This window comes from Zhongshania sp. (genome assembly GCF_041623545.1).
GTDB lineage: Bacteria > Pseudomonadota > Gammaproteobacteria > Pseudomonadales > Spongiibacteraceae > Spongiibacter.
On sequence record NZ_JBFJWS010000001.1, the window covers coordinates 104,808 to 126,548 of the forward strand.

A 21,741-nucleotide genomic window follows, 5' to 3' on the forward strand; every position below is an offset into this window, starting at 1 on the left:
CTTTCCTCACTGCGCTCAAGGTCAAACAAATTTGCATCCATATCAATGACGCTCATCATTTAACCAAGCACTTAATACCCCAGCGACGCGCGCTGGCTCCTGCTGAGCAATCTCTTTAAGCGCCAGCAGTTGTTCTTGATAATCATTTATTTCCTGCGACTTTATAGAATCGCGATTTTGCCGCCGCTGCTGCAACCACAACGCCAATAACACCAGCAACACCAAACCAACACCTGCGGCAGCGCGCCATCCAGCGAAGCTTAGAGTCGGCAGCTGCTCGCCCTCGGGGCCTCCTGAGTGAGTAGCCGCAAATTCGTGAAACTGGATAACAATGCGATCGCCGCGATCTTTACGCAGCGCAAGGCCGGACCAAATGACTTCCCGCAATTTTTGTTCGAGAATGGGGTCCGCATTCTGGCGATGAACCAGCAGTGTAATCTGTCTAGCGCCGGGTTTGGTGTCATCGATAGTCACTGCAAGACGAAGATCTGTCCGCACAACCATGGTCTCAGCCAAGTGCAGTGCTTGCCGCTGAAGATGCATTTCGCGTTGACTTAGTTCATCAGTGAGCGGCCCCTCCTCCGAAGGCGGGCGAACGTCTTTTCCCTTGGTCAACTGCCACGTTGCCTGCGCCACTAATCCTGCGCCGCAAAGCAACAAGAGTAAAAGCGCGAGTGGCATTAATTTTTCAAGCAGGCTTTTCTCAAGCACAGCGTAATCGACTCCGTCTCTTCCACACATCAGCGTCAAATTTATGACAAAGCTACAAAGCCAGTAAAAAAGCAGACTTTCAAGCCGTCAATTTTTTGACAAACGAAAGTAAATGCCGAGCTAAACCGCTCAGCGAACTCATTAAGTGTAAATAGAGCAGGAATTGGGCCAGCATCAGAGCCCATTGGCGATAGTGAGCGCGACCTTAACACTCAGCACTAGCCATTAGGCCAACTAAAGCTGAGTGATCTCAATATAATCACTTCTTGACGACAGCGGCACGCCGCCAGAATCAATGGTCTGACTCGAGTCAAAACCATATTCTTTGCGCTCCCCCGACCGGTCAATGGTGAGACTGGCGAAATCGAATAATTCGGTATCTGCCATTTGTGATGGCGCAATATTTTGCATAGACGAGAAAATTTTCTCAATGCGGCTGCCATCGGCTTTTTCCCAGTCCAGCAGCATTTTCCGAATATTCTGACGCTGCAAATTCTCCTGCGAACCACATAAGTTGCAAGGAATAATGGGAAACTCTTTGTATTGGGAGAAAGCTTCGATATCCGACTCACGACAGTAAGCCAGCGGTCGTATGACAATATTGCGCTTGTCGTCAGACAGTAACTTTGGTGGCATACCGGACAACCGCGAGCCGTAAAACATATTTAAGAACAGGGTTTGCACAATATCGTCTTTGTGGTGACCCAGTGCAATTTTAGTTGCGCCAATCTCTTCTGCAAATGCATACAAAGTACCCCGCCGCAGCCGCGAACACAGGCCACAGGTGGTTTTCCCCTCGGGAATCTTTTGCTTAACAATCGAATAGGTGTCTTTATTGACAATGTAATATTCAATTCCCAGTGTTTCTAGGTATTCCGGCAGAATATGCTCTGGGTAGCCCGGCTGCTTCTGATCCATATTAACCGCGATCAGTTCAAACTTAACCGGCGCGCTCTTTTGCAGGTTCATTAAGATATCCAGCATGGTATAACTGTCTTTACCGCCAGACAGGCACACCATTACTCGGTCACCCTCCTCGATCATTTTATAATCTTCAATCGCCTGACCGGCGTGCCGGCGCAAACGTTTCTGGAGTTTGTTAAATTCGAGCTTGGGCAAACTGGACATAGCACACAAATCAATCAAAGTCTGGGGCTGCGCATTATATAGAAACGCCAATAATGCGGCTACAAAGTAAGCAATCTAATCACTCCCGAAGCAAAGAATCGCGCGTTTTTGCCGTCCAAGGCCAGCGGCACTGGCAATCCTCGGCCGAGATGACTATCATTAGCGCGCCAAAATCTGCTGGCACGAGGTGTATTGGACACGGCCAGACCCCGGCACGGGTGCATGTCGGACTGTGTAATCCACATCCGATCGCACCCGCTCACAAATCAGCCACTCATTCAGAAAGGGAATCGCCCAATGAAACAACCAGTTCGCGTCACCGTTACCGGTGCAGCCGGCCAAATTGGCTACGCTCTTCTTTTCCGTATCGCTTCTGGCGCTATGTTGGGCGACGATCAGCCCGTCATTCTGCACCTGCTAGACATCACTCCAGCCATGGACGCCCTGCAAGGCGTGCGTATGGAGCTTGAAGACTGTGCATTCCCACTGCTCGCCGGTGTGGTATGCACTGACGATCCAAACGTTGGTTTTAAAGATGCCGACTACGCCCTGCTCGTTGGCGCACGCCCACGTGGCCCAGGTATGGAACGCAAAGATCTGCTGGAAGCAAACGCGGCAATCTTCTCTGTTCAAGGCAAGGCCATTGACCAGAACGCTAGCAAAAACATCAAAGTATTGGTTGTTGGCAACCCAGCTAACACTAACGCCCTGATCGCTCAGCGCAATGCGCCGTCTATCAGCCCGCGCAACTTCACTGCGATGACCCGCTTGGATCACAACCGCGCCATGACTCAGATTGCCATCAAAACCGGCAAAACTGTGAACGACGTGACCAATATGACTATTTGGGGTAACCACTCGGCGACTCAGTACCCAGACCTGTTCAATGCTAAGGTTTCCGGCCAAAAGGCAAGTGACTTGATTGATCAAGCATGGCTCGAAGGCGACTTCATCCCGACTGTACAGCAGCGCGGCGCAGCCATCATAAAAGCACGTGGCGCTTCTTCTGCTGCTTCTGCGGCTAACGCTGCAATCGGTCACGTGCGCAGCTGGGCACTCGGCACTGAAGGCGACGACTGGGTATCTATGGGCGTTTACAGTGACGGCAGCTACGGCATTGCCGAAGGCCTGATCTACTCCTTCCCTTGCCGCTGCAAAAACGGCGAGTGGGAAATTGTGCAAGGCGTTGAAGTCAATGATTTCAGCCGCGCTAAAATGCAAGCCACTGAACAAGAGTTGGCTGAAGAGCGCGACGGCGTAAAGCACCTACTGCCTTAAGCTATAAAAAGTAAGCTCCAAAAGGCGACCTTATGGTCGCCTTTTTTATATTTCAAGAATAAGTACTGCTGTCTCTCTTAAACAAAACGGCGGTGACAGCTACACCAAAATACCTTATCTTAGCTCGCTTGTTTTCAGTGAAAACTTTCACTATTTGCTCAGTAACACAGGATAAACACCATGAATGTCTCAGATGCCATCGCCGCCCGCCGCTCCATTCGCGGCTTTAAACCAGATCCGGTCGCACCCGAGCTACTCGAGAAAATATTCACCACTGCCAGCCTCGCGCCGTCCAATTGCAACACTCAGCCATGGCACACCGTGGTAGTTTCTGGACAGGCGCGGGCAGATTTGCAAAAAGCAATCTTCGCTGAAATGAGCGCAGGAAAGACGCCCTCGCCAGCCTTTCCACCCGGCGATCAAAACCTCACTGGCGACTACAAAGACCGCCAATATCAATGCGCCTTTGGCTATTACGGAACGATGGGCATTGAACGGCATGAAAAAGACAAGCGCTTTGCACTTATGATGAAAAACTGGGAGTTCTTTGGCGCACCCCATGTCGCCTTCATTTCCATGCCGACCAGCATGGGGCCGGTCAATGCGGTTGATATCGGTATTTATTTGCAAACACTGATGCTTGTCCTTGTGGAGCATGGCCTGGCTAGCTGCCCCCAGGGCGCACTGGCATTTTACCCAGATGAAGTGAAGAAAATTGCCAACATCCCCGAGGGGAATGGCATTATCTGCGGTTTATCTTTTGGTTACGAGGAAGTTGGCGCGCAAATTAACAATGTAATCATGGATCGAGCGCCACTGGCTGACACTGTGCAGTTTATCGCTTAAAAAAAGCGAGTCATTGTATTAAGCGGGCACCGACCACAAACAACTTAACCGCCATCTAGGCAGTGGCGATCAGTGTTAACTTAAGCCTTCGCGTTAACACTGATAAGTCCAGGTGAGGATGGCAAAACGCGGTGCTCCCGCGAGCGACTAAGGGAGCGAACACCCGCCTGTAAGCGAACACGTAGCTCTTCACGCCAAGCAGGCTTTGCAATATAGTCATCGGCACCGGCGTCCATCGCCGCAATCAAATCAACCGACGCATTGCGGCCAGTTAGCATGATGAAATAGGGGTTCCCCAAATCCTCATCACCGGCCAGGCGCTGGCAAAACTCCAAGCCTGTCATACCCGGCATTAACCAGTCACTGAGCACGATATCGACTTTGTGCTTTTTTAAGAACCGCACCGCTTCATCCGCATTTTCGGCGAGTATGGCTTGCATACCCATTGATTGTAATACAGCCTGTAAGCGTGTCCGCTCCACACGATTATCTTCCACTACGAGAACGCGCACGATCGGGTCAAGCCCACCTTCGGATAAATTTGTCATAGTTGCTACTCCACTTACGCATTGATAATAGCAATATTGCAAATCACATACCGACTACGCCGAATATTTAAAAACCTATAACACATTGTTTTTATTAAACTAATTAAAATATTAATAATATAAACGCAAAAGCAACGCCTATTTTTCTTAAGTCGCGTTGCAATTTGCAAAGTGATCTGAGCATATCGGCGATACCCCCCCACCCATAAAACCCAGCGACGAGAAGTAACTACGCTAATTTATTGGCCCATCTGGCGGCATATCACCACCAGCGTCCGCTAGAGCGTCTTCCTCCATGCGGGGGTCTAGCTCAAAAATAACCGGTGAGGTCACTGATACCAGCTGGAAGGGTTCGGTTTCGTCGACAATTGGCAGGGTATGGGATTCGCGACGAATCGCAATACCAAGGGTAAAGCCAAGGAGGCTAAGTGCGGAAAACACGAACAAACCTGGCGGGCCAAGCAGCGTCATGAATAGCGAAGCCAGTGGTGCCCCCAGTGCGGAGCTAACACCGAAGATAAACAATATCCCGCTACCAATTAATACAAAATCGCTGGGCTCAGCATTGTCTGACGTGTGAGCCAAACAAATTGAGTACATTGTCATTGCCGCAGCGCCCCACAGTACCGCGAGGATGAGCAAGCCAGTTCCGCTTGCGGGAATAAATGCCAAGACCAGTGATACCACAGCTCCAAAAATGCTGGTAAAAAACAACACTAAACGTCGATCATAATGATCAGACAACCGCCCCAGCGGTAACTGGAATAAAGCCCCGCCCAATACCGCACCACTCATGAAGAGTGTTAACTGGCTGGTGTCTAAACCTAATCCTCGAGCATACACCGGCCCCAATGCCCAAAACGCGCCAGTAATCAAACCGCTGCACACCGCGCCTTCCATGCCAACATGAGACAGCTGCCACAAGCGTTTAAAGTCTAGCCTCACCACTTGCATCGGCGCTGGCGCTAAGGTCAAAGTCAGTGACACTGGCACAATCGCCAACGACAACAGCACCCCCGCAAGACCAAACAATACTGGTCCCGATGGCGCCGCAAAGTTGATCATTTGCTGGCCCAAAATAATCATACTTAAATTGATCACAGTGTAGGTCGACAATAAGGTGCCGCGCGTTTCACGGGTAGCACGATCATTAAGCCAGCTCTCTATGACCATGTATAAACCAGAGATACAAAAACCCAACACAAAACGCAGCACTAGCCACACCTCAAAAATTGGCATGGCGTGGAATAAAAATACAATCGCAGAGAATACTGAACCCAGAACCGCAAAGCTGCGAATATGACCAACGCGACGAACAATATGAGGCGTAACTAGGCTACTAACGACAAAGCCAACAAAATAACAGGACGCAGTGAAGCCTATTTCCGTTGGACTAAACTGCTCAATTTCGGCTCGCAACGGCAGCAGTGTAAGCATCATGCCGTGAGCAAGTAACAGTAACGCGTCAGATAACAACAGCGCCGTCAGGGGCAATAATAAGCGTCTCATGAATCGTCCATCTCGGGGGCTGGCGCTGCAATATCGGCCAAGCCAAAAACTCACTACACTGGAGCATGCACATGCAGCTTATTGTACTAAACTAAGCCCTGTTAAATCTAAAATTTAGCTCGTACGTATCACAAACCCTCATGGCAAGCTAAAATACGCCACATGGTGTTAGAACCGCTATTTACATCACAATTCACCCCGGCATATTCGGGCATTTACATAACAAGCAATATCTGGATTTATGCTTAAAGCTTTGCTTTCCAACTCATTGTTAGCCCAAAAGCAAAGCAGCCGTTTTATTCTGGCCGTGCTCTGCGGCCTGTTTTTGGCTACCCCCAGCTGGGCAGCTGATTTCGCTAGCTTGGAGATTGATGGCGGCAAAAGCGAATTGCAAAAGAATATTCGTGCCCATCTCGATCTAGACGATATCCCCTGCAATAGCACCGAAGCGAGAGTGCGCAGCCGCCTGCGGGGCAGCGACGAGAAAATTTCCAAGGCCATGCGGGCCCTTGGCTATTACCACGGCACATGGGTCATGCGTCGCGAGCACGCGCAAATAAAGCCCAAACTCCTAAAAAGTAACCCGCTCACTACTGCAGTAAAAAAAATAGGCAACGGCTCGTCAAATAAAAGCAAATCAAAACCCGATGAGTGCTGGCTACTGACACTCGAATTAACGCCCGGCCCACAAACCTTGATCAAACGTGTCGATGTTAGAATCACCGGCGCCGGCGCAAACGACCCACTCTTCACCCAGTACCTCGGAAAATTGCCGATTGCGGTCGACGATCCTGTTCAGCATGAACTTTACGAAGAAACCAAAAAGACGATCAACCAGCGCGCGCGGAACGCTGGCTATCTCGACGGACAGTTCGTGGAGCACCGCCTCGAAGTCGACCTAGACCAGCACAGCGCCGCCATCATTTTGGTGTTTGATAGTGGCAGTCCCTATACCTTCGGGGATATCGAGTTTGCACCGTCACTACTCAAAACAACGTTTTTGGAGCGCTACCTCCCCTTTAAATCAGGAGATGCCTTCGAGTCGACCAAAATTGTTCAACTGCAAAACAATTTAATCAGCAGTAATTACTTCTCATCCGTCAACATCGACCAGCAAAGCCCAGAGCCAGTAACCCACAGCGTTGGCATTAATATCGCTACCGTGGAAAAACGGAAATACGAAACCACTGCGGGCATAGGGGCCTCCACCGATACCGGGCCCCGAGTTAGCTATGGACTTCGCAATAGGCGGGTTAATGACGACGGCCACACTTACCAAATAGCGAGCCAGTATTCACCCGTCTTATCCAATCTTAGTTTTCAATACACCGTGCCCGGTCGCAAGCCCCTGACCGACAAACTACAGTGGGCCACTGGTGTTGAACGCAAGAATACCGATACCTCAGACAGCACCAGTTACCGCGCTGAAGTCGCCCAAATATCACTGCAAAACCATAATTGGATCCAAACCCTTAGCCTCAAATTCCTCCGCGAAAATTACGATATAGCCGAGCTGAGCAACACATCAACCCTGCTCATGCCCGGCATTGGTTGGTCACGCAGTGAAGCCAATGACCGCCGTTACCCAAGCCGGGGCTGGCGAATTAATACTTCCTTACGCGCTGCACTCAAAGGGGTGGTTTCCGATGTCAGTCTGGCTCAGGCCGAGTTCGACACAAAATGGATTTTACCACTATGGGGTGGCCGCTTTATCAGCCGCGGCGGCCTAGGTATCACCGCGCTCGATGACTTTTCAGAGCTACCTGCATCGCTGCGCTTTTTTGCCGGCGGCGATAATAGTGTGCGGGGCTTTGGCTATGAGACCCTCGGGCCCGAAGACGCTGAGGGTAAAGTCGTTGGCGGCAGTCATCGCCTCACCGGCAGTATCGAGTACGATCACCGTGTCTGGGGCGACTTTGCCCTTGCGACGTTTTATGACGCGGGCAATGCCTTTAACACCAGCGACTTCACTTTTTATGAAAGCGCCGGCGTTGGCCTACGCTGGTTATCACCCATTGGTCCGGTACGAGTCGACTTTGCATTTCCTCTTAAAGACGGTGGTTTCCACTTCCATTTATCGATGGGGCCGGATTTATGATCGCCACAATCGGTCGCTACGCATTACGCACACTCCTCGCATTATTTGGTCTCGCTGTTTTATGCGTCGCCAGTATTCACCTAATATTAGACACTCAGCGTGGCAGCGACTGGCTTTTACACCGTGGCCTCGCAATGCTGTCGCCAGAGGCTAAATTCACTGCCTATAGCGGTAGTTTAGCGCGTGGAATTCAGCTCGAAGGATTGCATCTACCTTTAGACGGAATTGATATTCAACTCGGTGAGTTAGACAGTAGCTGGAATTTATGGGGCATGCTGAGCGGCAGCTTGTCCATCAATAAGCTCCACTTTACCGAGCTAACGGTAAGAATTAGCCCTGACGAGTCGCCGCACCCAGCCCAGCCCACAAGTAGTCCCGGCCCCTGGCCCAGTTTGGGTTTACCGATGCCCGTTACAATTGACGACGTGACGATTACCCGAGTCATGTTAATTCAGGGCGACAGTATTCAGGGAGAGAGTGTTCAAAAAATTGATCGTATACACCTCAGCGCCGCACTCGGCTTAACTCGCAGTAAAATTAAAACCCTAAACATTCAAACAAGCACTCAGCAGCTAAATTTAAGCGCTAAAATAAACAATGCCCCCCCCTACCCAATGAACTTAAACGTAGACTGGGCAACATCCTTAGAAGATATTGGCCGACTAAGTGGCCAGGCTCAACTCAGCGGCGATCTCCGCAAGCTGCAACTGCAACATCGCTTAATACAGCCCGCTCAGCTCGATTCTCAGGCGGAAATTAGCCTCCCTTACAATGCTCAGCGCATGAGTATTGACTACAAAGAAATTCACCTAGATCTGAAAAACCGGTGGCAGAACTTCAAGACGACGGCCTTAAACACCACTATTTTACCGCTAACGAGTACTGGCAGCCTTAACATTGAAGGCCGCTGGCAGGAATACAAACTCAATTTAGACAGCACAATCAGCGCCATTGAAATGCCCGTGGCGCCAGCAGCTAGTGCGAAAAAGGTCGCGCAAATCACCACTACTGTCGCAGACAAGCAGACCACAGATATCGCCAATATACTAAGTACACTATTTAAGCGGCCCTTACATATCAGCACTCGACTCAGTGGCAATGAACTTAACATTGCCATTGCCAAACTCACCGCGGAAACATCCGCGGGCGACTTGGCTGTAGCAGGCAAGGTCAATGCCAATTATTTTCTCGACAACTCCCCCGCAAACTCGAGACAAGCGCTTAATTGGCAACTTGGTATCGAAGCTAGCAATATTGATAGCAGCCCGTTTATTCCCGATTGGCCTGCACAGGTATCCGCAAAACTGAGCAGTCGTGGCCAGTGGCAGGCCGAACACTATAAGACCAGCCTCGACATCGCCGCCCTAAATGGCAATTTTTTAGGCAGGCCTCTCTCAGGAAGTGGCGTGATTCAAGTCGATGAGCAAAGCCAAGAGTTTAAACAACTTAATCTAAGTTTAGGCGACAACCAAGTTCAATTACATGGTCGCCTAGCCAAAACAAGTTCACTGGACTGGCAGATAAACGCGCAAGACCTCGGTCAAATTCTCCCGGAGCTAAGCGGCGCCATCGTAAGTAAAGGCAGTTTACGGGGCGGTCCCTTGGCCTTGCTCCTAGGCCCGCTAAACAACCAAGCTATTAACACACCGCAGATCAATGCCACCGTCAGGGCAAACAAAGTCCAGTACCAAGGCTACACAATTGGCCTTGCCGACTTAGCCATACATTTAAAAGCGGACCAAAGCTTCGCACTGAACATTACTGCCACAAAACTGAATGCCGGGCCGCTCAATGACGCTAAAATTGCCTTGCTTGGTAACGGCGATCTCGACAGCCACACATTCGCCCTCAATATAAGTGACCGCGACCAGCAACTTGAACTACACCTCGCGGGCGGGCTTGGTCAAACCACAAAACAAAGCAAAGCCACCGCATGGCGTGGCCAGATAAAAAGCCTTGCACTGCACCACCCCCAATTAGGTCCGTGGCAATCACCGCGGCCTAGTTCATTAACGTTATCAGCAACTGAAGTACAGCTCGAAAGCTTTTGTTTAGTTCAAGAACAAGAAGGCGTTCCAGCAAGCTTGTGTAGCACCTTCGCGCTATTGAACAAGGCCATTAAACTCGATGGTAGCCTGAACAATCTGTCGCTAGACCGGCTCAGTGCAAGCCTTCCGCCAGGTTCGTCGTTGCAGGGTAAGGTCGATAGCGAATTCAATGTTGGAGGCCGCCTCGATCAGCTAACTGGCCAGTTTGCGCTGCACGCTGAGCCAATAGTGATTCGCTACCAAGCCGGAATTGATGAAGACCTACTTGAGCATCACGGCAATCTGAGCCTCGGCGCGACGCTTGAAGACAATAAAATAAGCAGTCATATAGAGTTTAATATCGCCGAAGTAGGTACCATGAGCGGCAAGCTCGATACCGGCGGACTGGAGCCCGACAGTACAATAAATGGCTCCGTAAGCAGCCAGTTTGACAATTTGCTGTGGCTCGGTGGTTTTTTTCCGGAGCTAGAAAAGCTCGATGCCACCCTTGCTACCGAGCTTGTCATTAACGGCACGCTGGGCTCACCCGCCTTTGTCGGAGACGTCAGCGTAGACAAGCTCAATATGCAATTACCCGCCATTGGCCTCGCCCTCCACTCCGGCAGTGCTACCCTGCACCTGGCGAATGCCGGCGACTGGCAGTTAGATGCGGGCATCACTTCGGGTGCTGGCCGTCTCAAGCTCCTTGGCCAAGGTGCTTTTTCCCCAAGTAGCGGACCAATCGGCGACATTGACATTAGTGGCGAAAACTTCACCGCTGTCGACCTTGCCGATGCAAACGTCCTTATTTCGCCAAATATCAACGTCAGCCTCGCCGCCGAGCTCATTAAAATTCGCGGCAGCTTAGCCATACCCAAGGGTAACTTCACCTTGAAATCCCTGCCCGCACAGGCCAGTTCGGTGTCCGCTGATGAAGTCATCATTAGCAGCCAACATTCGCCAACGAGTAGTGCAAGCAGGCCAATTGACACCCAAATTACCGTCACCCTCGATGACAGTTTTCAGTTCTCCGGCTACGGTCTCAGTACTCGCCTTGGCGGCAGACTCCGAATAGCACAAAAACCCCAATCTGCGGTACAAGCCTTTGGCAGTCTGTCATTGTATGACGGTGTGTACAAAGCCTACGGCCAAGACCTGAGCATTCAACGTGGGCTGTTGCTATTCCAAGGGCCTCTTGATAATCCTGGTTTGAATATAACGGCAATACGCGAAGTAGAAAGCTATCAAGTTGGCATCAATATTGGTGGCTTCGCTCAGGATATTCGCAGTGATTTATTCTCTGACCCAGCCATGCCACCAACCGACGTCATCTCCATGTTAATCACCGGCAAAGTGCCGGGCGCAATGAGCCAATCTGATGCCAACCAGGTCATGAATGCCGCAACCTCTCTCGGTATATCCCAAAGTAAAGGCATTACGAATACCCTGCAAAGCACATTCGGTATGGATGTATTGAATTTACAAGGCGGTGACAGCTATGAAGAAAGCTCTCTGGTGGTAGGCAAATACCTAACGCCAAGTATCTTTATAAGCTATGTACAAAATCTATTCACCCCCGCTGGCAGTATCCAGCTAGACTATACTTTGAGTAAATCCTTAGGCCTAAAAGCGCAGTCAGGTGAAACCCAAAGTATCGATCTGTTGTACCGCGTGGAACACGGTAAAAATTGAGCCTAATTTAAAGGCTCAATTTAATAATGGCTACCACACGGTTTTCATCGTGCCGCCGTCCACTACCAAAGTCGCACCGGTGATATAGCTTGCCGCGGGGGACAACAAAAAAGCCCCTGCTTTGCCAAACTCTAATGGTTCACCATAACGACCAAGGGGAATATTTTGCTCATTGGCGTGGCGCTGTTCAATAATATCAATGCCCTTGGCTGCTGCTTGAGCACGGTCCAAACTCTGCATGCGATCTGTGGCAATCAGGCCCGGTATTAAATTATTCACCCGAATATTCTCGCTAGCCAATTGCTTGGACAAGCTCTTGGCTAAGCTGGTTACACCTGAGCGCATCACATTCGACAGAAGTAGAAAATCGATGGGCTCTTTCACTGACGACGACGTTAAGGTCAAAATTGCACCGCCGCCGGCTTTTCTTAAATGGGGCAAGCACTCTCGGACCATTCTTACCGCGCTCATTAAGGTCAAATTAAATGCGGCTTGCCAATCTTCATCACTAAACACATCGAACTGCCCCAGCGGTGGCCCGCCGGCATTAACGACGAGACCGTCTACTCGGCCGAAATCGCGACTGGCATCAGCCACCCATTGCGTAATACTGGCTCCATCACTCGCATCCATCACATAAGCCTTGACCAAATTTCCTGTACGTTCGGCGAGCTCGCGGCCGGCGACGAAAATCGCTTCAGCGTTGCGGCTGGCAATCGCCACACGTGCGCCATTTAAGGATAACTGCTCTGCAATCGCGAGACCTAGGCCCCGACTGGCGCCCGCCACCAAAAACACCTTGCCCTCAATTTGCAAATCCATATTTAATACCCTTTGATTTTTCCACTGTTAGCAGCGTCGCCTAATCCTAGCGAGTAGACCGTCACGGCCTAGCATGCCTCGATTCAACGAGACGACAAGCCCGCAATTAGTTAGAATACCCGCCAATCCGGTCGGCCTAAAACTTGCTTAGCGTAAAGCTAGCTTTTAGATAGCCAAGAAAACCGAAAAAACACATGACATCAGATATAATCGCTGTCAACATTACCGTAGGTTTACGGGCGACATAAATATGACTACTGACACGAACACAAGCACTAGCTACCATCACGGGAATCTCCGCCAAGAATTGATGGAGTTGGCCGAAAAGCACCTCGTTACTGGTGGCATTGGCGAATTGAGTTTGCGCGCGCTTGCTCGGGAGATTGGCGTATCACAAACGGCGCCCTATCGGCACTTTAAAGACAAAAATGCCTTGCTTGCGGCTCTGGCCACCGAAGGTTTTCGCCGTTTTTTTGTGTTATGCGAAGCCAGTGAAAATGAACCACGCGCCGATCTTAGCTTACTGATGTTCGGCTTGAGCTATGTTCAGTTTGCCAAACTCCACACCGAAATGTTTCATCTTATGTTTGGCCCAGTGTTACAGCCCCGCAATGATTACCCGGAACTGTTTGCCGCTGGCCGCGAAGCAATATACAAAGTGCGTGCAGGGGTTGAGCGCGGCTTTAAAACCGACGTCATTCGCCAACTCGACGATGTTGCCTCTATGGCTCATACCGTCTGGGCCGCCGTGCACGGTGTAGCCACACTAATGCTAGATCACGGCGACACCTATGGTTATCACCGCGACCTTGATATGCAAGCGGAAAAATCGCTACGCATGATGATCGCAGGCCTCTGCACTGACCCCACAGATATATCAAAACTGCCGACCGCGACAAATACAGAAAGTCCGACCGCAGAGTAAATTGGCTGTAAAACAGCCCTACAAACGGCCCAAGACTAATAATGGCGGCGTAGTAAGTACCGTTCGGCAGTAAAACCAGCCGGTTGCCGCCATTGTTATGGCCCCCACTAATGGCACAGTTAAAAACACTTCCCCGTGCCAGACTGCATCCATATCCAGAGCCCAACGCTGCACACCGAAGAGCGCAATATTGCTGCCAAGCGCCGCTAATAGCCCTGCAAGTAAACCCACCGCCGCAAATTCCAATATCAGGCCACTGGCAATTAATTTCCGGCTCGCCCCCAAGGTCCGCAGAATCGCATTTTCCTGTAGACGACTATCGAGACTAGCCTGCACATTCGCAACACTTACTAGCAGCGCGCACACCACAACCAAAAACAACACTAAACCTATGGCCGCACTCACTTGGCTCACGACGGTGCTCATTTGTTTAATGACCGCATCGATTTCGATCAAAGTAACAGTGGGAAAAGCCCTCAACAATTCGGTCAGTAACTGTTTATCACCCGCTGCCAGATAAAAACTGGTGATATAACTCCCCGCGTATTTTTCTAAACTTTCCGGCGGAAATATAAAATAGAAATTGGGCCGCATGCTACTCCAATCCAGACTCCTAATACTGCTAACCTCAGCGTTTAATTTTTGGCCACCAAGATCAAAGGTCAACACGCTGCCCAATTGAATATGCAGTTTTTCAGCGAAGTCCTGTTCTACTGATACGGGAATAGTATCGGTATCAGCGAGACTGACTTTTGGCCACCATTCCCCCATTTCAAGGCGATTGTCCTCAGGTAAATCCTTTGCCCAAGTCAGGTTCATTTCCCGATTAACATTGCCACTACCGGCATCGATTGCCGCGATATCACTCAGTAATTGTTGGTCTATATGAGTTATACGGCCGCGAACCATTGGATATAAACCGGCATTACTAAGCTGGTGACGCTGAAAAAACGCATCTAAAGGCGCAATTTCATTCGGCTGGATATTGATTAAAAAATGATTGGGGGCGCCTTCACCCAATTGCATCTGCCAATCGGCCAATAAGGTAGAACGCAACACACCCAAGGTGGTTAACGCCATTAAGGCCAAAGCAAAACTCGCTACTTGAAAGGCATTAGCAAAACGCCGGCGATATATTGCCGCCAGCGCCAGGCGCAATGCCCCCTGAGATCGACTGGCGGTCAACCGCCTAGCCAGTGAAATTAACCACAAAACCAAGGCTGCCGCTAATAAGCCCAAACTCAAACTTGCCAGCAATAGCGCGCCACTGAGCTGAAGATCATTGCTATACCACCACATGAGCAGCCCAACGCCGACCAGGCCAATTAAACCACTACTCAGTAAATTGTCGCTATCGTCGGCGAGATCCCGACGCAACACCCGCAGCGGCGCAACTTTACTCAAGCGCCACAACGGCGGCAGGGCAAATACCGCTGTCGAGACCACCGCGGTAATCGCCCCAACCGCAAAGGGACGCCAGCTCGGCGCAGGAATCTCAATATCGATTAAACCCCGTAAACTACCGAACAAAACATCCTGTAGGCCGTAACCCAATAGCCCGCCCAACACAATTGCCCCGCCAGCCAGCAAGGCAAGCTGGCCAATATAGCGGTTTAAAATTTGGCGCCGCCTAGCCCCTAAGGCCTTCATAACAGCGACATTATCGGTATTTCGATCGCCGTAGCGGCGCGCCGCCAAGGCAATTGCAGCCCCTGCGAGCGCAACACCGAGACTGGCGGCAAGCAATAAATACCCTTCGGCTCGCTTTAGTGTATTCGCCAAGGCAGGCTGACCATCGCTGAGCGATTCCCAGCGCTGACCAGCATTTAACTGTGGCGTTAGCCATACCGAATAAGCGTCAAGTTGCTCCGCATTTCCGGCAAATAAATAGCGATACCGCACCAGGCTGCCTGCTTGCACAACCTCTGTGGCCGCCAAATCCCTGGTATTAATCATCGCCCGCGGCGCTAACATTTCATTCATGCCGCCGCGATCAGGTTCACTAAGCAGTGCCCGGCTTAGTGTAAAGCTCGCCTCCCCTAAGCCAACTTCATCGCCAACCGCCAAATTAAGCAATGCCATTAAGCGGGAATCCAGCCAAATTTCACCTGTTTGGGGGCCGCGACCAACAAGCTCAACTTCGCCGAAAGCCGTATCACTCACGCCCAACTCGCCAATAAGGGGGTAGTTGTCCGATACCGCACGAATTGACGCCAGCTGCATGTCATCACCAACGGCAATCATCGAGCGAAAGCTGACCACACTCGCCGTGTGTATCCCCCTATTTGCCGCCTCACTTAACCAATCATCGGCAACGCTACGTGAGGTTTTTAACACGCGGTCAGCCGCCAGAAACTGATGGCTCTGCTGGGTCATGGCGCCACTGAGACGTTCAGAAAACCCGGCGATGCCAGTCACAATGACAACAGCCAAGCACAGTGAAAACCCTAGCAAGCCCAACTCGCCGCCCCGCCAAGCCCGGCTAAAATTGCGCAGCGCAGCTATTATCTTCATAGTGTGCCCAGCGCAGATCGCCCCTGAGACCCAGCGCTTTCACGGTGGAACTCTTCACTTAAAATACCGTCGTGCATGACAAATTGCCGTTCACAACGTCTGGCGAGGGGCAGTTCATGAGTGACCAGCACCAAGGTGGTCTCACTCCCACTATTCAGCTCAAACAACAATTCGATAATACGCTGCCCGGTATGCTCATCTAAATTTCCGGTAGGTTCATCAGCGAATAAAATATCAGGCTCTACCGCAAATGCCCGCGCTAAGGCGACTCGCTGCTGCTCGCCACCAGACAACTGCCTAGGGTAATGATGACCACGCTCAGCCAAGCCCACCTTATCGAGGAATATTTTTGCCTTCACAGCCGCGCCAGGCCGACCACTCAATTCTAACGGCAACATGACATTTTCAAGTGCCGTTAATCCTGGCAGTAACTGAAATGACTGAAATACAAAGCCCACATGCTTTGCCCTAAGGCTGGCGCGCTGATCCTCAGTCATCACACTGATATTTTGGCCGTTGAGATAAATCGCCCCGCTACTCGCATTGTCTAGGCCAGCCAACAAGCCCAATAAGGTTGATTTTCCCGCCCCAGACACCCCAATAATCGCCGCGCTCTCCCCCGCCTTGATTTCGAGGTTAATCCCTCGCAATATGGCTAGTTCCTGGGCACCGCTGGTGACCGTTTTACAGAGATCTTGTACTCGAATCATGTTAAAACCTGTGTTTTCATTTTATTCACGCGCACTGCGCGGTGGCGGATTATTACTACTTTTAAGCTTAACATTGCTAGGTATAACGCCATCTTCCCATGCGAACACCACTAATATATTGGTGCTTGGCGACAGTATCAGTGCTGGCTACGGTTTTGACCCCGCACTTGGCTGGGTGACACTGCTTGGCAAGCAAGTCCCGGCTACGTACAACGTGGTCAATGCCAGCGTCAGTGGCGAAACCAGTGCAGGCGGCTTAAACCGCCTGCCTGCCTTGCTGGCTGAACACCAGCCGAGTATTGTCATCATCGAACTTGGTGGCAACGATGGTTTGCGCGGCTACCCGGTAATGAGCTTACGTAAAAACCTGCAAGCCTTGATCAATTTAAGTATCGAGGCAGGCGCCCAACCGCTGTTACTCGGCATGAAAATCCCACCAAACTACGGCAAACGTTACACCGATGCCTTCGCTGATAGCTATAAAAAAATCGCAAACGCCAACGACATACCCTGGGTGGACTTTTTCCTCGACGATATCGCCACCGACAATAAGCTAATGCAAAGCGATGGCATCCACCCCAATGCCAAAGCACAAGCCCTGATAGTACAGAAGGTACTACCAGCACTAACACCCCTGCTGAATTAAGTTTTGGTAAGAGAGCAAAGAAGCATTACAAAGGAGTTCGCATGGGTGCCCACATTGAGCGAGTAAGCAAACCGCCGCCAGTATTTCTAGAAGTCGACGATAAGCTCGTGATCTTCGATGGGGTCTGTAAATTCTGCCATTTCTGGAGCCGCTTTATCATTCGCTTCGACAGTAGCCAACGCATCAAGCTCGCCACAGTGCAATCGCCCGTGGGTATAGCGCTATTCGAGCACTACAGCTTAACGAACAAGCCCATTGAATCGGTCTATTATTTTTCCGACGGCAAACATTATGAAAAAAGCACTGCGATGTTGAAAATCGCTGAGCAGTTACCTTGGCCATGGCAGTCACTGTTAATATTCCGGGTGATCCCCCGACCAATCCGAGATGCCGTCTACAGCCTAATTGCTCGCAATCGCTACCGCTTGTTCGGCCGCTATGCGCAGTGTCCGCTACCTACTGCCGCGCAGCAGGCAAGGTATTTTGTGCTCGGCAAAAATAAATGAGCAATATCCTCATTGCGTTTAGCGCAATTGCGAGCTATCCCTCTCGCACAGCAACTTAGTAAATCAGCAGATCAGACTAGTCTTCCTGGGTCCAGCAACACCGCCAAGTCCTCGCGGCTTAAATCAGTCATCTCCACTGCCACATCGAGTACAGGCCGCTGCTCGGCGTAGGCCCTTTTGGCGATCTTTGCCGCGGCCAAGTAGCCTACAACAGGGTTTAGCGCGGTAACTAATATTGGGTTACGAGCGAGGCTATCAGCCATTACCGCCTTGTCAACGGTGAAACCGGCGATGGCTTTATCGGCCAGCGCAATACTGGCATTACTAAGCAAATCGATGCTTTGTAGCAAGTTATAGGCTATCACCGGCAGCATGACATTTAGCTGAAAATTACCCGACTGCCCCGCCACGGTTATACAGGCGTCATTACCGATCACCTGTGCGGCGGCCATGGCTACGGCTTCGGGTATTACCGGGTTTACCTTACCCGGCATAATGCTGCTGCCAGGCTGCAATGCGGGCAAACGGATTTCTCCCAAACCCGCGAGTGGGCCGCTGTTCATCCAGCGCAAATCATTACTGATCTTCATCAATGCCACTGCCAAGGCCTTTAGCTGACCGGATGCCGCTACGGCTGTGTCTTGGCTGGAAAGCGCCTCAAACAGCGAATCATTGGGCTTAAAACTCAAGCCAGTGTCAATACTCAATGCCGCGCAAAACTTCTCGGCAAATAAGTCAGGTGAATTCACCCCCGTGCCTACCGCCGTCCCACCTTGAGCTAATTGGCCGAGCTGTTTTTGCGTATCTAGGAGGCGTGTGCGTGCTTTATGGATCTGCGCTGCCCACGCCGAAACCTCTTGAGATAGCTTAATCGGCATGGCATCCATCAGGTGCGTGCGTCCGGTTTTAATCGTACCGTCGCATTCAATAGCCTTACGTTTTAGGGTCGCTTCTAGCTTCTCTAGCGCTGGCAATAATCGCTGGTGCAAGGCCAACGCCGCACTGAGGTGAATTGCGCTGGGAATTACGTCATTGCTACTTTGACTCATATTAACGTGGTCATTGGGACTGATTTCGAGGCCACTGCTCTCGCTTGCAAGGTTCGCCAAGACCTCATTGACATTCATATTAGTACTGGTGGCCGATCCTGTTTGAAATACATCGATGGGGAATTGATCACTATACCCACCCGCCAAAACCGTATCGGCTGCGGCAACGATGGCCTGGCACAGGTTATCGGGAAGAAGCTCCTCTTCTCGATTGACCATCGCCGCACAGCGCTTAATACGCACGACTGCGTGTATAAATTGTTCGGGCAGGACCAAGCCACTAATCGCAAAATTATCGAGGGCGCGCTGGGTCTGAGCACCATATTTTGCAGAACAAGGAACGTTCACCTCTCCCATGCTGTCACGTTCAAGCCGGAATTTTTTCACGATAGCGCCTCCTGTAATTCAATAAACCCTAGATCAAAAAACCTTAATCACCGTGAATTGGTCTTATCGCTTTGTACTATGGCAATGATAATTCGTGTTATGTCCCCATAAGCCCTAAAATATAGCGGCCTTAACATGGAGACCAGTATGCCCACAGATTACCAAAACACTAGCACAGAACAGTGGCTACAATGGGATAAAGACCACATTTGGCACCCCTACTCCTCGGTGTTGAACCCGCCAGCCATGGTTCCTGTCGTGTCCGCCAAGGGTGTGCGACTCACGCTAGCGGATGGCCGCGAGCTAATCGATGGCATGTCGTCGTGGTGGTCCGCCATACACGGCTATAATCACCCAGCATTAAACGCAGCGGCAAATGCCCAGCTCAATGATATGTCCCATGTGATGTTCGGAGGGCTGACCCATCCCGCCGCGGCAGGCCTTGGCAAACGATTAGTCGATATCACCCCCGCGCCCCTTACGCGAGTGTTTATTTCTGACTCCGGTTCGGTCGCTGTAGAGGTCGCGATTAAAATGGCCCTGCAATATTGGTACTCCATTGGCCAGCCAAACAAAACTCGCCTACTGGCCCTGCGTAATGGCTACCACGGCGACACCTTTGGTGCGATGGCGACCTGCGACCCCGTCACCGGCATGCACCACTTGTTTAACAAAGTGTTACCCGAGCACCTATTTGCCGAGGCGCCAAAAACCGCCTTTGGCGAGCAGGCAAATGACGCCGATATGGCAAACATCACAAGCCTATTACAAAACCACCATCAGGAACTGGCCGCCGTTATTCTCGAACCTGTTGTGCAGGGCGCAGGTGGTATGCGCTTTTACTCAGGTGACTACTTAAAACAACTTCGGGCACTTTGCGACGAATACGACGTTTTACTCATTCACGATGAAATTGCCACTGGCTTTGGCCGCAGCGGCAAATTATTTGCCTGCGAGCACGCGGGCATTAGTCCCGATATTATGTGCGTAGGCAAAGCCCTTACCGGCGGTTATCTATCGTTAGCTGCGACGCTGTGCAGCGAAAAAATTGCCCAAGGTATCTGCGAAGGCGAAGCCGGCGTTTTTATGCACGGCCCCACTTTTATGGGCAACCCCCTGGCCTGCAGTATTGCCAATGCCAGTATTGATTTACTCTTGGCAAGTGACTGGCAGAGTAATATTAAGCGCATTGAGTCTGGACTTTCCGCTGGCCTTGCGCCCGCTGCTGAGCTGAATAGTGTCGCGGCAGTGCGTTGTCTTGGCGCTATTGGTGTCATCGAAATGAAGACCGCCGTGAACATGGCCAGTCTGCAGGCGCAGTTTATAAGCAGGGGAATTTGGATTCGGCCATTTGGCAAACTGGTTTACACCATGCCCCCGTACATAATTAATAATGACGATCTCGCGCTGCTTTGCCAGCAGATGGTCGCCGCCTTGGCTGCAGAGGAATAACAAAAATGAGTAATGCCAAATTCAAAACATGGCTTCATGAGATTATTTTTGGCACCGAACCCGGCCCCGGCCGTAACTTCGATATTTTCTTGATCGTCGTAATACTCAGTAGCGTCGCGGCCCTATTTATTGATTCCGTCGCAGCAATTCACGAGCGCTATGGCGACTTTTTGTTCGGCATTGAAGTATTTTTCACTGTGTTATTTACCGTAGAGTACGGCGCGCGCATCTATTGCTCGCCCAATCGCCGCGCCTATATTTTCAGCTTCTATGGTTTAATCGACCTACTCGCGACGATACCTACATATCTATCAATATTTATTCCAGGCGCCCAGCATTTGCTGATCATCCGCGTATTTAGAGTACTGCGGGTTTTTAGAGTTTTTAAGCTTTTTCACTATATGAGTGAAGCAAATGTGTTATTGCGCTCGCTGCTAGCATCACGTCGAAAAATTTCAGTTTTCCTCGTCTCGGTACTCACTGTCATAGTGGTGTTTGGCGCATTGATGTATTTAATAGAAGGCCCTGAGAACGGTTTCACCAGTTTGCCGCAAAGTATGTATTGGGCCATTGTTACGGTAACCACTGTTGGCTACGGCGATATCGCACCCCACACGCCGCTTGGTCAACTCGTTGCGGCGATGGCGATGATTACTAGCTACGCTATTATTGCTATCCCTACCGGCATTCTCAGTGCTGAATTAATACAAGAAAGTCAGCGCATGATCACCAACCGTCAGTGCCCTAATTGCGCAAAATTTGGTCACGACAAAGAAGCAAATTATTGTAAACATTGCGGTGAAAAAATGCCGCCGCCTTTGTAAGTCGTCACGAAAAATAAAAGGTTAAAAAAGCCAGTCGCAAAAATATGGGGGAGTACTGTCACGACTGGC

At 50.7% G+C, this 21,741-nt stretch carries 17 protein-coding genes; 9 read left to right on the forward strand and 8 right to left on the reverse strand.

The window, feature by feature from the left end; genetic code table 11:
* Positions 1 to 42: 42 nt before the first annotated feature.
* Both ABYT30_RS00465 and ttcA read right to left on the reverse strand, forming a co-directional pair.
* Positions 43 to 711 (reverse strand): hypothetical protein, encoded by a 669-nt coding sequence (locus ABYT30_RS00465; protein ID WP_373078559.1) that lies wholly within the window; start codon positions 709 to 711, stop codon positions 43 to 45.
* Between the two features lie 234 nt (positions 712 to 945).
* A complete protein-coding gene (gene ttcA / locus ABYT30_RS00470; protein ID WP_373094850.1) occupies positions 946 to 1,839 on the reverse strand; it encodes a tRNA 2-thiocytidine(32) synthetase TtcA in 894 nt (297 codons plus the stop codon).
* A 297-nt stretch (positions 1,840 to 2,136) separates the two neighbouring features.
* On the opposite strand from ttcA, the gene ABYT30_RS00475 reads away from it, so the two are divergent.
* Together ABYT30_RS00475 and ABYT30_RS00480 are read left to right on the forward strand one after the other, a co-directional pair.
* Complete coding sequence (locus tag ABYT30_RS00475; protein WP_373078208.1) at positions 2,137 to 3,117, forward strand: malate dehydrogenase; 981 nt, start codon at positions 2,137 to 2,139, stop codon at positions 3,115 to 3,117.
* Between the two features lie 180 nt (positions 3,118 to 3,297).
* Positions 3,298 to 3,963 carry a nitroreductase gene (locus ABYT30_RS00480; protein WP_373078209.1) on the forward strand — a complete coding sequence of 222 codons (666 nt, stop codon included), beginning with the start codon at positions 3,298 to 3,300 and terminating at the stop codon, positions 3,961 to 3,963.
* Between the two features lie 80 nt (positions 3,964 to 4,043).
* Here the strand turns inward: ABYT30_RS00480 and ABYT30_RS00485 are convergent, their stop codons facing one another.
* Positions 4,044 to 4,511, reverse strand: a complete 468-nt coding sequence (locus ABYT30_RS00485; protein ID WP_373078210.1) for a PleD family two-component system response regulator — start codon at positions 4,509 to 4,511, stop codon at positions 4,044 to 4,046.
* 234 nt (positions 4,512 to 4,745) lie between these two features.
* Positions 4,746 to 6,020, reverse strand: a complete 1,275-nt coding sequence (locus ABYT30_RS00490; RefSeq protein ID WP_373078212.1) for an MFS transporter — start codon at positions 6,018 to 6,020, stop codon at positions 4,746 to 4,748.
* A 241-nt stretch (positions 6,021 to 6,261) separates the two neighbouring features.
* Between ABYT30_RS00490 and ABYT30_RS00495 the strand changes: the two genes are divergently transcribed.
* Both ABYT30_RS00495 and ABYT30_RS00500 read left to right on the forward strand, forming a co-directional pair.
* The gene (locus ABYT30_RS00495) at positions 6,262 to 8,118 is read left to right on the forward strand and encodes an autotransporter assembly complex family protein (protein WP_373078215.1); all 1,857 of its coding nucleotides are present in this window, start codon (positions 6,262 to 6,264) and stop codon (positions 8,116 to 8,118) included.
* Complete coding sequence (locus ABYT30_RS00500) at positions 8,115 to 11,837, forward strand: translocation/assembly module TamB domain-containing protein (RefSeq protein ID WP_373078217.1); 3,723 nt, start codon at positions 8,115 to 8,117, stop codon at positions 11,835 to 11,837. The genes ABYT30_RS00495 and ABYT30_RS00500 overlap by 4 nt, the downstream gene beginning before the upstream one ends.
* Positions 11,838 to 11,867: 30 nt before the next feature.
* Here ABYT30_RS00500 and ABYT30_RS00505 read toward each other — a convergent pair whose 3' ends face one another.
* On the reverse strand, positions 11,868 to 12,659 hold the full coding sequence (locus ABYT30_RS00505; protein ID WP_373078220.1) for an SDR family oxidoreductase: 792 nt from the start codon (positions 12,657 to 12,659) through the stop codon (positions 11,868 to 11,870).
* Between the two features lie 250 nt (positions 12,660 to 12,909).
* Between ABYT30_RS00505 and ABYT30_RS00510 the strand changes: the two genes are divergently transcribed.
* Entirely contained in the window at positions 12,910 to 13,584 is a 675-nt protein-coding gene (locus tag ABYT30_RS00510) for a TetR/AcrR family transcriptional regulator (RefSeq protein WP_373078222.1), read from the forward strand.
* An 18-nt stretch (positions 13,585 to 13,602) separates the two neighbouring features.
* Here the strand turns inward: ABYT30_RS00510 and ABYT30_RS00515 are convergent, their stop codons facing one another.
* The gene (locus ABYT30_RS00515) at positions 13,603 to 16,098 is read right to left on the reverse strand and encodes an ABC transporter permease (RefSeq protein WP_373094853.1); all 2,496 of its coding nucleotides are present in this window, start codon (positions 16,096 to 16,098) and stop codon (positions 13,603 to 13,605) included.
* Positions 16,095 to 16,808, reverse strand: coding sequence for an ABC transporter ATP-binding protein (locus ABYT30_RS00520; RefSeq protein ID WP_373078226.1), 714 nt, complete (start codon positions 16,806 to 16,808; stop codon positions 16,095 to 16,097). The genes ABYT30_RS00515 and ABYT30_RS00520 overlap by 4 nt, the downstream gene beginning before the upstream one ends.
* Here ABYT30_RS00520 and ABYT30_RS00525 point away from each other — a divergent pair.
* The gene (locus ABYT30_RS00525) at positions 16,807 to 17,454 is read left to right on the forward strand and encodes an arylesterase (protein WP_373078229.1); all 648 of its coding nucleotides are present in this window, start codon (positions 16,807 to 16,809) and stop codon (positions 17,452 to 17,454) included. The genes ABYT30_RS00520 and ABYT30_RS00525 overlap by 2 nt on opposite strands.
* Before the next feature lie 41 nt (positions 17,455 to 17,495).
* Positions 17,496 to 17,960: a thiol-disulfide oxidoreductase DCC family protein gene (locus ABYT30_RS00530; RefSeq protein ID WP_373078232.1), complete on the forward strand. Its 465-nt coding sequence runs from the start codon at positions 17,496 to 17,498 to the stop codon at positions 17,958 to 17,960.
* Positions 17,961 to 18,031: 71 nt separating this feature from the next.
* Here the strand turns inward: ABYT30_RS00530 and ABYT30_RS00535 are convergent, their stop codons facing one another.
* Complete coding sequence (locus ABYT30_RS00535; RefSeq protein ID WP_373078234.1) at positions 18,032 to 19,396, reverse strand: class II fumarate hydratase; 1,365 nt, start codon at positions 19,394 to 19,396, stop codon at positions 18,032 to 18,034.
* A 147-nt stretch (positions 19,397 to 19,543) separates the two neighbouring features.
* Between ABYT30_RS00535 and bioA the strand changes: the two genes are divergently transcribed.
* Positions 19,544 to 20,848, forward strand: coding sequence for an adenosylmethionine--8-amino-7-oxononanoate transaminase (gene bioA / locus ABYT30_RS00540; protein ID WP_373078237.1), 1,305 nt, complete (start codon positions 19,544 to 19,546; stop codon positions 20,846 to 20,848).
* Between the two features lie 5 nt (positions 20,849 to 20,853).
* Positions 20,854 to 21,672, forward strand: a complete 819-nt coding sequence (locus ABYT30_RS00545; RefSeq protein ID WP_373078239.1) for an ion transporter — start codon at positions 20,854 to 20,856, stop codon at positions 21,670 to 21,672.
* Positions 21,673 to 21,741 lie beyond the last annotated feature (69 nt).